Raw genomic sequence first — 12,934 nt, 5'->3', positions numbered from 1 at the left:
CGGAGCTTGACTGTGCCGGCGTCGCTCCGTTGCGGTGTAGCCAGCGTCACATGTTTCTTTACATGATGTCAAGTAAATAGTCGCTATGTAAATCAAAAGCCCGCAATACGTCTGCAAAACCAACGGTCCGTTAAAACTCTTGACATCATGTAAATCTAATGGCCACAATGTGGGAAGCGCCACACCCACCTCCGGTTCAGCCGATGTTCGGTGTCACCAGTCCCTGGCGCAACACCGGAGGATCGACCGGAAACAAAGGAGTTTCATCGATGAGTCAGACCATTAAGGTGTCGAGCCGAGGCTCGGTACGGGCGACTTTCGTCGCCGCCTACAGCGCGGTCGCCCTCGCACAGATCACCAACGCACTGCCGGGCGCCCTCAGCGGCACCTTTGCCGCGGAATTCCATACTTCGGGCGCAGGCCTGACGTGGATCGCGGGCATGTTCTTGATGGGCATCGTGGTGTTCGAGCTCAGCTGGGGGCTCCTGGGCGACCTGTTCGGACGCAAGAAGCTGCTGTACGCCGGCGCCGCGCTGAGCGTCGTCGGCTCCGTCATGGCTGCGCTGGCGCCGACGACCGAGATGATGATCTTCGCGCAGGCGGTCGGCGGCATCGCGGCGGGCATCCTCTTTCCCATCTCGTTGTCCATGATCGCGGCGATCACCCCGGACCACCGGGCGCGTGCCCGGGTTATCGCCACCTGGGCCGGGTTCCTGTCGCTCGGAGCCGTCATTTCACCCGTGCTCGCCGGCCTCACCGCGCAGTTGTTCACGGTGCCGGGCGCTGCGCCCGGCGCGCCGAACGTGTTCAGCGGCTGGCGTGTGGCCTACCTCGTTGCGGCCGGCGTCGCGGTTGTTGTTCTCCTCGTCGCACTCCGGGCGAAGGACTCCGCGGCTGCCAAGGGACGCAAACTCGACCTGCCCGGCCAGTTCACCCTCGCGCTCGGACTCATCGCCGTGCTCTTCGCGACCGTTCAGGCGGTCGACGCCGGGTTCGGCGCCTGGGATGTCATCGTGAGCTACGTCGTCGGCGGCCTGCTGTTGATCGTCTTCGTTGTCATCGAGACGCGCACCAAAGAGCCGCTCATCCACCTTTCGCTCTTCAAGAACAGCGCCTACTCGATCACCGGCGTCGTCGCGGTTACCGGCATGTTCGCCTTCCTGGCGATCTGCTTCAGCACCAGCGTCGCCGTCGGCGGTCTCGCCCTGGCCGAGACGTGGAAGGTGGGGGTGCTGTTCGTCTTCATCCAGGGTCCGGCGTTCGCCTTCATCCCGGTGGTGGGCTGGCTCATCCACCGCGTAGCGCCGCGCTGGGTGCTGACCTCGGGCTTCGCCTTGATGGCGGTCTCCGGCTATTGGCTCTCGACGTTCTCCCTGGGCACGCCCGAGGCCTTCGGCGGTACCCCGTGGACGGCGTTCATTCCGCCGCTTCTGCTGCTGGGCATCGGCTTCGCGCTCACCGTTGGCTCCGTCACGTCGGTGGCGATCAACACCGTCCCGCCCCAGCACATCGGGATGGCCTCCGCGACGACGAACCTCCTGCGCGACCTTGGCTTCGCACTCGGTCCGGTCATCGGCTCGGTTATCGCGTTCGGCATTGGCGCCTCGATCTTCGCGGCCCCGCTCGGCGGGATCCTGGGCGAGGCGGGGCTGCCCGCCCAAGCCGTCGCCGGGCTCTCCCAGGTGCCGCCGCTGGGCTATCTCTCGGGCTGGGACGGCGTGATCGCGCAGTTCTCCGGCCAGGCGCTGGCCGGCGGCGCACCCGCCCCGGCCGTCGACGGCATGGTCCAGGCGCTCACGGCTGCGCAGCAGCAGATCCAGGGCGTGGCCGGGGCCTCGCTCGGCCAGGGCTTCCAAATGGTTTACCTCGTTGCTGCCATTGCGGCGGCGGCCTCCGCGATCCTCACCCTCTTCATCTCCGCCCGGTCCTCGGCGCCCGCGCCCGAGGCCGTCGCGGAGGCGACAGAGGAGAACGCCGAAGTGGCTGTCTGAGTCTGACGGCTTCACTTCACCCACCACCCACCACCCACTATCCGCAAGGAGAGCAGCATGACTGCACCCACCGAATCAGCCATCGACATCTGGGACGACGACATCCTCGTCGACCCCTACCCCGCCTACGCCGCGCTCCGCGAGCAGGCCGGCGTCGTCCACCTGCCCAAGAACGACCTGTACGTTCTGACGCGCTACGACATCATCCGCGACGTGCTCGGCGATCCGTCGACGTTCTCGTCCACCACGCTCGGCTTCAACCCCATGGTGAACGAGGCGCTGCAGGGCACCTCGCTTGCCTCCGACCCGCCAGTGCACACCCAGCTGCGCGCAACGCTGTCAGAGAACCTCACGCCCCGCGCCCTGCGCGGCCTGAAGGTCACCATCGACGAGAAGGCGGACAAGCTCGTCGCCGAACTCGTGGCCAGCGGCAGCTTCGAGGCCATCGACTCCCTGGCCCGCGCCTTCCCGCTTGAGATCGTCGCCGATCTCATCGGCTTCAGCGGACACGTCAAGGACAACATGCTGCGCTGGGGGCAGGCCGCGATGCAGGTCATCGGGCCGTTGAACCAACGCACCCAGGAGAGCTTCCCGATCGCCGGGGAGCTTTACGGCTGGTGCTCCACCGTCACCGGCGGCGACCTCACTCCCGGCTCGATCGGCCGCGGAATCTTCGACGCCGAGACCCGGGGCGACATCCCCGAAGGCTCCGCGGGGCACATCATCCATCAATACCTGGGGGCAGGCGTCGACACAACGATCGCCTCGATCGGGAACATCGTCGCGTTGTTCGGCCGCCACCCGGAGCAGCTCCAGCTGGTCCGCGAGAACCCGGAGCTTGTCCCCGCAGCCTTTGCCGAGGTGCTGCGCTACTGGGCCCCGCTGCACATCTGGGGCCGCACGGCGACCCGCGACGTGGAGATCGACGGCGTAACGGTTCCCGCCGGCGCCCAGCTGGGCATTCTCCTCGGCGCCGGCAACCGCGACGCCCGCCACTACGAGAATCCCGACGTTTTCGACGTGACACGCAACCCCGTGGACCACCTGTCCTTCGGCTACGGGCCGCACGGCTGCGCCGGCCAGGGCCTGGCCAAGCTCGAGGGCCACGCCATCGTCAGCGCCCTCGCACGCCAGGTGAAGTCAATCACGATCACCGATGAAGTCCGGGTGCCCAGCAACATGACCCGGAGCATCGACAAACTCCACGTTGCCAAGGTGGTGGCCGCATGAGGATCGAACTCGACCGGCCGCGCTGCGAAGGACACGGCCTCTGCGAGGAGGCCGCGCCCAGGCTCATGCACCTCGACGACGACGGCGAACTCCTCATCGATGTGCCGGAGGTGGACGGGGCCGACCTGGACGCCGCGAAGGCCGCGGTAAGGGTCTGCCCGGTGGCCGCGCTCCGGTTGGCGGCGGCATGACGATGCGCCGGATCGTCGTCGTCGGCAACGGCATTGCCGGGCTCACGGCCTGCGACTCGCTGCGCTCCGCCGGCTTCGACGGCGAGCTGACGGTGGTGGGCGCCGAGCGCCACCACCCCTACAGCCGCCCGGCCCTGTCGAAGGCCCTGCTGCACGGTGTTAATGGGAATGGCGACGACGGCCTGCAAGCCCACGAACTGCCCGAGCCGACGCACGAAGCGACCGAGCTGCTCGGCGTCAATGTGTCAGGCCTGGACGTCGAGGCCCGGGTTGTCCGGCTCGACGGGGGCGGCGAACTGCCGTATGACGGCCTTGTCATCGCCTCAGGTTCCCGGGCGAAGCGCCTCGCCCCCACGGAGGGAGCACGTGAGCCGCGGGACGACGGCTTTGCCCCGGAACTTACTCTGCGCACTATCGAGGACGCGATCACGCTCAAACAGCGCGTCGCGGCGCGTCCGTCGGTCATTGTGGTCGGCGGCGGACCGCTCGGCATGGAGGTCGCGTCGGGCTGCCTGCAGGCTGGCTGCGACGTCACGCTCGTCTCCGACGTCCAGCCCCTCTCGCGCCAGCTGGGTGACCATCTGTCCGGGATGTTCACCGCGGCCGCCGCCCGGCGCGGCCTTCGAGTCGTCGGCGGCGGGAAGGCGCGTCTCATCGACTTCGATGAAGGGGCAGGCTTCGACGCCGGGGCGCGGGTGGTCCTGGCCGACGGGACCCAGCTGGAGGCCGACCTCGTGGTCACGGCCATCGGCGACGAGCCAAACACCGGCTGGCTGGCCGGCTCCACACTCCTGGTCGACGGGTCGCTGCGGGTGGATACCCGCGGCCGGCTCCGGCCGGAGATCGTTGCCGCCGGCGACGTGGCGTCCTTCCCGACTCGCCGCGGCGTCCAGCGCGTGCCCTTGTGGACCAGCGCCATTGACCAGGCCAAGGTCGCTGCCGTCGGCCTGCTCCGGGGCGACGCGGCCCCCGAGCTCAACTTCCAGCCGTATTTCTGGACGGAGGGCTTCGGTCTGTCGCTCAAATCGGTCGGGTTCACTCCCGTGGCGGGCGCGCCCGACTACCGCGAGCCGGGAAAAGACCCGGAGTCCATGCTCCTGCGCTGGGAGAACGGCGACGGCTCCGGAACCGCCGCGGCGGTCAACTACCGGATCCCCATCCCGAAACTGCGCCGATTGGCCGACGTCGGCCCTGGGGCACTCCGCCTGGCGGCGCCGGTGAGCGTTTGAGGCGCGCCCTCGCGCTTTACAGCATGTCGGGCCGCTTGCCGTGGCGTATCTTTGTTCGTCCGCCGGGCAACTACCGCACACCATGGATAGGATTGGCTCATGTCGTCGTTGCGAGAGGCCCAGAAGCAGCTCACCCGCGACATGATCGTCGACCGCGCGCTGGAGCTCTTCACCGAGAAGGGCTACGCTGCGACGACGATCGACGAGATCGCCGTGGGGGCCGGGACAACCCGGGCGACCTTCTACGCGCACTACCCCTCGCGTGCTGACCTGATGCGGGACTTCATGGCCCGCGTCAACGCCGTGCTCGACCGCGCGGATGGCCCCGACCTGGCGACGACCGCCGCCGGACTCGTCGACGTGGTTCGGGCGGGCGAGCTGGACGGAATCCTTGCCTGGCTCGAATCGCGCGCTGCGCTCTGGCCGGTCTTCCGCCCGTACCTCGACGTGCTCGACGAGGCTGCCGCCGTCGATCCCGAGGTGCGGGCTTTGGTCCGCGGATGGCATGAAGAGGTCATCTCCGACATCGTCCGCGGCATGCAACTGGCCGGCCGCTTCTCTCAGGAAACGCACCACATCCGGGGGACGCTCGCCTTCACCCAGCTCGACTATGTCGCCACGCTCTGGACGCGCCGCAAGCTCGAGCCGAACCGCGACCACGCGCTCGAGGTGCTCGCCGACAGCTGGTATCACCTGCTCTGCGACGAAGGCTGATCAGCGCGACGGACACCTCGTTCCAGGCCCCTCGTTCCAAGCAGGACTCAGTACAGGAAAACCGGCAGCCAGTCGCGGTTGTGGGCGTGCACCAGCGCGAGGAACAGCACGAAGTCGAAGGTCAGGTGCACTGTCACGACGTAGGTGAGGGACTTCGTCAGCTTGAAGGTGTAGCCCTGCAGCAGCGCGAAGGGGAACGTCAGAAGCGGTCCCCAGGCCTGGTAGCCGATCTCCCACAGGAATGACGAGAACACTACGGCCTGCAGGATGTTGGCCAGCCAGTCCGGAAAGTGTTGCCGCAGCAGGGTGAACGTGGTGCAGATGAAGAACAGTTCGTCCCAGATGCCCACAGCGTTCACGCCGAGAAAGAGCCGCCAAAAGATGGTCGGGTCGGAGGCGTCCGGCCAGTTTTGGTAGACCCCGGTGCGGATCAGGTACGCCGGCAGGATGAAGTATCCGAGCAGCACGACGCCGATCAGGTACAGCTTCGCGGTCAGCGGCCATTTACGGCCGGTCTTCACCGGAAATCTGATGATCCTCTCCCCGTAAACGAAGCGCGACACCAGCCACGGAACCAGCACGGCCAGCGCGAGGGCACCGCCCATCAGGATCATGTGCTGGATGCTCAAGTCAGCGTTCAGCGGCACCAGGCTGATGGTGACCATTCCCGCCGCGATCAGCGCAAGGTGCCGCATCAACGCGCGGTCGACGAAAGTCGCCGCGACCAAGCCCAAAGCAAGGACTCCGTAGCCAACGTCATTCTCAACGCCGAACAGCAGCACGCCGGCCACCGAGACAAGCCCCGCCGGCACCAGTTTCCAGCTGAGCGCGGTGCGCTGACTTTCCGTCGAGATCGATGTCACCTCACAAGCATGTCAGGGCCGACCGCGGCACGCACCGTCCGCCGGAAACACCACGGCGGGCCGGGCACCCGGTGCCCGGCCCGCCGCGCTACTCCTCGTGGCCCTGGTCGCGGCTCATCTGGTCCTCGGCCGGCGGGGTCTCTCCCGGAGGAACGCCGCCGCCGGGCTCCAGTCCCGTGACGTTCCCGCTCAGCGGATCCGGGTTGGCCGAGGATGCCGGATCGGCTGCTTCCGCGCCGTGATCGTCCGGACGCTCCGCGCAGTGCCCGGGCTGTGGCGGATCCGGGTTGGCCGGGTCATTTTCGGGATGGTAGGTGTCCATGGTTATGCCTTTCGTGGTTCGGAACACGGGGATTGTCCGGCTACGGCTTCAGCACTACCTTGATGCAGCCGTCTTCTTTCTTCTGGAAGATCTCGTAGGCGGCCGCGGCGCCGTCGAGGGAGACCTCGTGGGTTTTGAGGTCCATGACGCCGAGCGGGTCTGCGGAGTCCTCCACCAGCGGGAGCAGCTCGTCCGTCCACCGGCGGACGTTGCACTGGCCCATCCGCAGCTGGATCTGCTTGTCGAACATAGTGAGCAGGGGCATGGGGCTGGCTGTGCCCCCGTACACCCCGCTGAGCGAGACGGTCCCGCCCCGGCGCACGGAGTCGATGGCAGCGTGGAGGACTGTCAGCCGGTCGACGCCGGCAGTCTCCATAGCTTTCTTGGCCAAGGCATCGGGCAGCAGGCCCACCGCATTCTGGGCAAAGGCCCCGACGGGCGAATTGTGCGCTTCCATGCCGACGGCGTCGACCACCGCGTCAGGGCCCCGGCCGCCGGTCATGTCGCGAAGCTGGTCGCCGATGTCTTTGGTGAAATCGACCGTTTCCACGCCGTGCCTCTCGGCCATGCGGCGGCGCTCCGGAACCGGCTCGACGGCGATGACCCGCTGGCCGAGGTGCCGGCCGATCCTGCTGGCGAACTGCCCCACCGGACCCAGCCCGAAGACGGCCAGCGTCCCGCCGTCGGGGACGTCTGCGTATTTGACGCCCTGCCAGGCTGTGGGAAGAATGTCGGAAAGGTAGAGGTACCGCTCGTCGGGCAGTTCCTGCCCCACCTTGATCGGCCCGTAGTCGGCGTGGGGCACGCGCAGGTACTCTGCCTGGCCGCCGGGGACCGAGCCGTACAGCTCGGAGAAGCCGAACAGGCTAGCTCCGCTGTTATGGGCGTGGACCTGTGTGGTCTCGCACTGGGACTGCAGGCCTTGCCTGCACATCCAGCAGTGGCCGCAGGAAATGTTGAACGGGATTACCACCCTGTCGCCGGGCTTGAGGGCCGAGACCGCGGGGCCGACCTCCTGGACGATGCCCATGGGCTCGTGGCCCAGGATGTCGCCGGCCTTCATGTATGGCCCGAGCACCTCGTACAAGTGGAGGTCGGAACCGCAGATCGCCGATGAAGTGATTTTTACGATCGCGTCCGTCGGTTCCTGGATTACCGGGTCCGGAACTTCCTCCACGCTGACCGACCGCTTTCCCTGCCAGGTAAGTGCCCTCATGCCGCTCCTTCAGTCATTACTGGAATTGATAAGTATGCTGACCAATCCGATTATTGCCTGTTCCCGCCGCAAAAGGAAAGACGGCCCGTCCGCCGGTCGGATGTGCGGGCCCGTCCGGCGCGCCCGCCCGCCGGGCCGCAGGGGCCGGGCCGGCCCGAAGCCTATGCTTAGGGAATGGAAAGTGCTGGCGCAAAAGAAGGACCGGCGGAGGCTGTGGACCACCGCGCCCTGGCGGTCTCGGTGATCGATATTTCCTCCGATATCCGCCGGAAATCGCACAATGACACCGGCGTCCGGCCGCTCTCCAACGGGGTGCTCGAAATCCTCCGGGTCATCGAAAGCCACCCGGGTATCACTGTCGCGGAAGTCGCCTCCCGCCTGGGCCGGCAGTTCAGCAACGTCAGCGTCCAGCTCCGCGAGCTGGTCGCCGGGGGCCTCGTCACCCGGGTCCGCGACCCGGCCGACAAGCGCTACGTCGCCCTCCACCCGACGGCGGAATCCCAACGGATCAAAGCGCTTCTTGAAGGCGCCTGGGCCGAGGCGCTGTCCTCGGCAAGCTCCCGGCTGCTGCCCGAAGAGCGCGAGCAGATCGCCGCCAGCCTGCCCGCCCTGCAACGGCTCGCGGCGCTGCTCGCCGAACCCGAGTAGTCCGCATCATCGCAATCGCTACCCGGACCACTCCTCCAAAGTAGTTATACTTTTATAAGTATTGTTACTTTGAAGGGTGGATCTTAGCGTGGCAACACAGTTAGCAGCTGCAGGCGTACAGCAGGGGAGCGGCAACGGGAAGCGGTGGTGGGCGCTGGTGTTCCTTGCCCTCGCGCAGTTCATGGTGGTCCTGGACGGCACCATCGTGAACCTGGCACTGCCGCGCCTGCAGACCGAGATGGGCATCAGTGACTCGACGCGTTCCTGGGTGGTCACGGCCTACGCCCTGGCTTTCGGCGCCTTCCTGCTGCTCGGCGGCCGGATCGCGGACTTCTGGGGCCGCAAACGGGCGTTTATCGTGGCCGCCGTCGGTTTTGCCGCCGCGTCCCTGATCGGCGGCATCGCGCAGCAGCCGTGGGAACTCATCGGCGCCCGCGCACTCCAGGGTGTGTTCGCCGCGCTGCTGGCCCCCGCCGCCCTCGCGCTCCTGACGGTCGCTTTCCCGGGCGGGAAGGACCGCGGCACGGCGTTCGCGATCTTCGGCTCCATCACCGGCGTCGGCGCCGCCGTCGGCGTGCTGCTGGGCGGGTTCCTGACGGAACATGTGAGCTGGCGCTGGTGCTTCTTCGTGAACGTGCCCATCGCCATCGTCGCGCTCGTCGGCGTCTGGTCACTCGTCAGTGAAAGCAAGGCGCAGGGCTCCACAAAGTACGACTGGCCCGGAGTGGTCCTCGCCGCCCTGGGCCTGGGATCCCTTGTGTACGGCTTCACCAACGCGGAGCACGGCTGGGACGCCCCCGAAGCCTGGGGTTTCATTGCCGCCGGCGCGGTGCTCATGGCGCTGTTCGTCGCCGTCGAGCGTAAGGTCCGGCACCCCCTGCTGCCTCTGCGCGTGGCCACCGAGCGGAACCGCGGGGCGGCCTTCCTGGCCGCGCTCCTGTCCGGCGCGGTCCTCATCGGCGGCATCCTCTTCATCAACTTCTACATCCAGATCGTGCTGGGCTTCGCCCCGTTCCTCGCCGGCCTGGCCTCCCTGCCCATGACGGTGGCGCTCATCATCACGGCAGGGCTTGTGGCGAAGAACCTGCCGAAACTGGGCGCAAAGATCCCGACGGCGGCGGGCCCGGTCTTTATGGCGGCTGCGATGCTGTGGCTCACGCAGGTCAGCGCCGACGGGAGCTACTTCGTCAACATGCTGCCCGCGCTGCTCCTGCTGGGAGTCGGGCTGGGCATGGTCTTTGTGCCGATGCAGAACCTTGCCCTGTTCGGCGTGGACCAGGATGATTCCGGCGTGGCCAGCGCTTTGGTCAACGCCTCGCAGCAGATCGGCGGTTCCCTGGGCATCGCCCTGTTCAGCACCATCGCCGCGGCCGCAACAGCCGGCGGCGTTTCTCTGGCGGCGCTTTCTACCGGCTACTCGATGGTGTTCCTCTGGGCCGCGGGCGTCGCAATCCTGATCGCTCCCATCGCCCTGCTGCTCATCACCATCGACCGCAGGAAATTCGCCGGCACGGACGGTGACGCTCCGATCGTCCATCTGGGCTGAGCACGGCGGCTGCGGTCCGGGGGCACTTTGGCGCGGACACGCCGTCAGCCAGGGCGCCGGCGTCGAACATCGCCCTCAAAGTGCCCCCGGACGGAGGCAACCAAGCAATAAGCGGGAGGCCTCCGAGGGGGCCTCCCGCTTATCGGTCGTTTATCGAGCCTCAGATCCACTTCGGCGCGGCCGGAACTGCGCCATTGGTAGCGCCAGGCCCGGCGGCGGTGACGCCGCCGTTGCCGCGGCCTGCAGCCCATTCGACGACGGCGGCCAGCGGTCCGGAGACCACGGTGGGGGACGCCGTCGTCGTGTCCCCGAAGGTGAGGTCGCGGTCCGTTACCTTGACCACAAGACCCACGTCGGTGCCGCGGGTTTTCCAGGCGCCGGTGATGTCCGCCAGGAGCCGTTCCAGGACGGGGACCGGGATGTCGCGGAACGCTGCGCCGTTGGCGAGGTCGACGGCGTGCATCCAGACTTCGCGGCTGCGCATCCAGACCGTTTCCGTGGCGGGCACTTCCCGGCCCTGGATGGTCCGGACGTTGTGGTGCCAGGCGTCCTCGGGCAGGTCCCGCCATTCGACGTTCAGGTGCACGGCGGAGTGGTCGAAGAGGTGCCGCAGCGCGATCGGGCTCAGGGTGGCGCCGAAGTTGATCTCGTGGTCACGGACCTCGGTGGAGGGGTACATCGGGGTTTCCACCCCGGTGGCCGCCCACTCGATGAGCCGGGCGATGGCCCGGGCGTTGTAGCCGATGTGCGCCGTGATGTGCCGGCGGGTCCAGCCCGGCAGCAGCGAATCGCCGTCGAGCTCCGCGTCGGAGAGCTCGTTGAGCTTGCGGGCGAAGAACGCCGTGCCCCGGCGCGCCTGCAGCAGGGCCGCGAGCAGCTCCGGGTCCGTCGTCTGGTCGTGGCGGGCAACCATCAGGCTTCCTTGACCACGCGGTTCTTCAGCTGTCCGAGCCCCTCGATGGTGGTGACCAGGATCTGGCCTTCCTGCAGGTAGCGCTTGGGGTCCTGGGCGTGGCCCACTCCGCCGGGGGTGCCGGTGGCGATGACGTCGCCGGGGTTCAGCGTGATGATGGTGGAGATGTAGGAGACCAGGAACTCGGGCGTGAAGACGACGTCGTTCGTGGGGGTCTGCTGCTGGATGTCACCGTCCACCGCGGTGGTCATGAGGCCGCCGCTGAACTCGTCCTTGGTGACCAGGGCGGGTCCGAACGGGGTGGACTTCTCCCAGGTCTTGCCCTGCAGCCACTGGACGGTGCGGAACTGGTAGTCGCGCATGGACACGTCGTTGAGCACGGCGTACCCGGCGATGTGGGCCGGGGCGTCGGCCTCGGCGATCCGGCGGCCCTTCTTGCCGATGACGACGGCGAGTTCGGACTCCCAGTCAACCGTGTCCGATTCCTGCGGCAGGGCCAGGTCGTCGTTCGGGCCGATCAGGGATTCCTGGTACTTGGCGAACAGGGTGGGGAACTCGGGGACTTCCCGGCCCATTTCCTTGATGTGGTTGCGGTAGTTGTGGCCCACGCAGATGATCTTGCCGGGGGAGGGGACCACGGCGGCCAGGTCCGCGCCGTCGAGCGGGTGCGTGGCGCCGTTCGCGTTCTGCGCGGTCGCCTCCCAGCCCTCTGAGCGGAGCAGCTCTCCGACGTCGGCGAAGCCGTCGATCTCGGTGAGGGTGTCGCCGTCCTGGCGCACGGCCTTCGTTACTGTCTTGTCCCCAACAGAGGTGCGGAGGGTGAGGAGTCTCATTTGTTGTTGCGTCCTTCGATGTAGGTGCGGTTGAAGTTCAGCCGTTCGAAAATGGGGGCGTCGCTGAAGCGGAACAGATCAAACTCCGTTTCCGCCTGGAGTGACCAGGCGGCCCAGGACGGGACGACGAAGAGGTCGCCCTTCGCCAGGGTCCTGGTTTCGCCGTTGAGGACCACGGAGCCGGAGCCTTCGAAGACCTGCCAGACGCTGGAGCCGACCTCGTGGAGCGGCTCGGTGGAGGCGCCGGCGCGGAGCCGGTGGAATTCGGCCCGGATGGTGGGCATCACGTCCCCGCCGGTGGTGGGGTTGGTGAAGCGGACCGCGGCGTGGCCCTGGGACACGGTGGCCGGGTGGCCCTCGTCCTCGAGCAGCAGCTGCTCGCGCAGGGCCCGGTCCGTGTATTCCCAGCGGTACGCCGCGATGGGGGAGCTGGTGGTGTCATCCAGGCCCGAGAGCGGGCGCAGGCCCGGGTGGGCCCAGAGCCGCTCGGAACGGGAGATGTCCGGGGTGGCCTCGTCCGTGACGCGTTCGGTGCCGAACTCGAAGAAGCCGGCGTCGGCGTAGTGCACGAACGGGATGTCCAGGCCGTCGATCCAGGCCATCGGCTCATCGGTGTCGTTGTGGTGGCCGTGGAAGTTCCAGCCCGGGGTGAGCAGGAAGTCGCCGCGGGACATCCGGACCGGATCCCCGTTCACCACCGTCCAGACACCTTCACCCTCGACGACGAAGCGGAAAGCGTTCTGCGAGTGGCGGTGTTCCGGGGCGGTCTCGCGGGCACCAAGGTACTGGATGGCCGCCCACAGGGTCGGGGTGGCGTACGGCGTCCCGGCCAGACCGGGGTTGGCCAGGGCAATGGCGCGGCGTTCCCCGCCGCGGCCCACCGGGACCAGGTCTCCGGCGCGGGCAGCCAGCGGGTACAGGTCGCTCCACCGCCACACGTGAGGCACCGCCTTGGGACTCGGGACCATCGGCATAAGGTCCGCGATCTCGGTCCACAGCGGGATCAGGTTCTCGCGGTCAAAATCCCGGTACAGCTCCTGCAGCTGGGCAGCCTCTTCGGGCGTCGGCTCCGGAGCAGTGTGCCCGGCGGCCACTGATTCGTGAGTCGTGTTCTCGGCGCTGATGGACACGTGGGCCTCCTCGGTAGGGTCAGAACAGTTCATTGGCGTAGTTCGACTCTACGGACGGGGGCAGTGTGACCCCCAACATATTCTGCTGGTCAGAATTGTTGGGAGGGG

Annotated in this window: 13 protein-coding genes; 7 read left to right on the top strand and 6 right to left on the bottom strand. The window is 67.5% G+C overall.

What is annotated here, in order from left to right; all coding sequences use genetic code 11:
* Positions 1 to 269 precede the first annotated feature (269 nt).
* From FS787_RS09815 to FS787_RS09795, 5 genes are all read left to right on the top strand, one after another.
* The gene (locus FS787_RS09815) at positions 270 to 1,991 is read left to right on the top strand and encodes an MFS transporter (RefSeq protein ID WP_144672247.1); all 1,722 of its coding nucleotides are present in this window, start codon (positions 270 to 272) and stop codon (positions 1,989 to 1,991) included.
* A gap of 57 nt (positions 1,992 to 2,048) precedes the next feature.
* Complete coding sequence (locus tag FS787_RS09810) at positions 2,049 to 3,221, top strand: cytochrome P450 (RefSeq protein ID WP_144672246.1); 1,173 nt, start codon at positions 2,049 to 2,051, stop codon at positions 3,219 to 3,221.
* Complete coding sequence (locus FS787_RS09805) at positions 3,218 to 3,412, top strand: ferredoxin (RefSeq protein WP_144672245.1); 195 nt, start codon at positions 3,218 to 3,220, stop codon at positions 3,410 to 3,412. The genes FS787_RS09810 and FS787_RS09805 overlap by 4 nt, the downstream gene beginning before the upstream one ends.
* Positions 3,409 to 4,641: an NAD(P)/FAD-dependent oxidoreductase gene (locus FS787_RS09800; protein ID WP_144672244.1), complete on the top strand. Its 1,233-nt coding sequence runs from the start codon at positions 3,409 to 3,411 to the stop codon at positions 4,639 to 4,641. Before FS787_RS09805 ends, FS787_RS09800 begins: the two co-directional genes overlap by 4 nt.
* A gap of 99 nt (positions 4,642 to 4,740) precedes the next feature.
* Entirely contained in the window at positions 4,741 to 5,355 is a 615-nt protein-coding gene (locus FS787_RS09795; protein ID WP_144672243.1) for a TetR/AcrR family transcriptional regulator, read from the top strand.
* A 47-nt stretch (positions 5,356 to 5,402) separates the two neighbouring features.
* On the opposite strand, the gene FS787_RS09790 is transcribed toward FS787_RS09795, so the two are convergent.
* From FS787_RS09790 to FS787_RS09780, 3 genes are all read right to left on the bottom strand, one after another.
* Positions 5,403 to 6,218 (bottom strand): CPBP family intramembrane glutamic endopeptidase, encoded by an 816-nt coding sequence (locus tag FS787_RS09790; RefSeq protein WP_144672242.1) that lies wholly within the window; start codon positions 6,216 to 6,218, stop codon positions 5,403 to 5,405.
* Positions 6,219 to 6,306: 88 nt separating this feature from the next.
* Positions 6,307 to 6,540, bottom strand: a complete 234-nt coding sequence (locus FS787_RS09785; RefSeq protein WP_144672241.1) for a DUF6480 family protein — start codon at positions 6,538 to 6,540, stop codon at positions 6,307 to 6,309.
* Positions 6,541 to 6,580: 40 nt separating this feature from the next.
* Positions 6,581 to 7,756: a zinc-dependent alcohol dehydrogenase gene (locus FS787_RS09780; protein WP_144672240.1), complete on the bottom strand. Its 1,176-nt coding sequence runs from the start codon at positions 7,754 to 7,756 to the stop codon at positions 6,581 to 6,583.
* Between the two features lie 174 nt (positions 7,757 to 7,930).
* On the opposite strand from FS787_RS09780, the gene FS787_RS09775 reads away from it, so the two are divergent.
* Positions 7,931 to 8,404, top strand: coding sequence for a MarR family winged helix-turn-helix transcriptional regulator (locus FS787_RS09775; RefSeq protein WP_144672239.1), 474 nt, complete (start codon positions 7,931 to 7,933; stop codon positions 8,402 to 8,404).
* Between the two features lie 88 nt (positions 8,405 to 8,492).
* Complete coding sequence (locus FS787_RS09770; RefSeq protein ID WP_144672238.1) at positions 8,493 to 9,950, top strand: MFS transporter; 1,458 nt, start codon at positions 8,493 to 8,495, stop codon at positions 9,948 to 9,950.
* Positions 9,951 to 10,110: 160 nt separating this feature from the next.
* Here the strand turns inward: FS787_RS09770 and FS787_RS09765 are convergent, their stop codons facing one another.
* From FS787_RS09765 to FS787_RS09755, 3 genes are read right to left on the bottom strand one after another with little or no spacing between them, the layout of a single operon-like run.
* On the bottom strand, positions 10,111 to 10,863 hold the full coding sequence (locus FS787_RS09765) for a maleylpyruvate isomerase family mycothiol-dependent enzyme (RefSeq protein WP_144672237.1): 753 nt from the start codon (positions 10,861 to 10,863) through the stop codon (positions 10,111 to 10,113).
* On the bottom strand, positions 10,863 to 11,696 hold the full coding sequence (locus FS787_RS09760) for a fumarylacetoacetate hydrolase family protein (protein WP_144672236.1): 834 nt from the start codon (positions 11,694 to 11,696) through the stop codon (positions 10,863 to 10,865). The genes FS787_RS09765 and FS787_RS09760 overlap by 1 nt, the downstream gene beginning before the upstream one ends.
* Positions 11,693 to 12,826, bottom strand: a complete 1,134-nt coding sequence (locus FS787_RS09755) for a cupin domain-containing protein (protein ID WP_144672511.1) — start codon at positions 12,824 to 12,826, stop codon at positions 11,693 to 11,695. The genes FS787_RS09760 and FS787_RS09755 overlap by 4 nt, the downstream gene beginning before the upstream one ends.
* Positions 12,827 to 12,934 lie beyond the last annotated feature (108 nt).

Source organism: Arthrobacter sp. U41 (assembly GCF_007679325.1).
Classification (GTDB): domain Bacteria; phylum Actinomycetota; class Actinomycetes; order Actinomycetales; family Micrococcaceae; genus Arthrobacter.
This window is presented reverse-complemented; position numbering and strand designations above follow the sequence as displayed.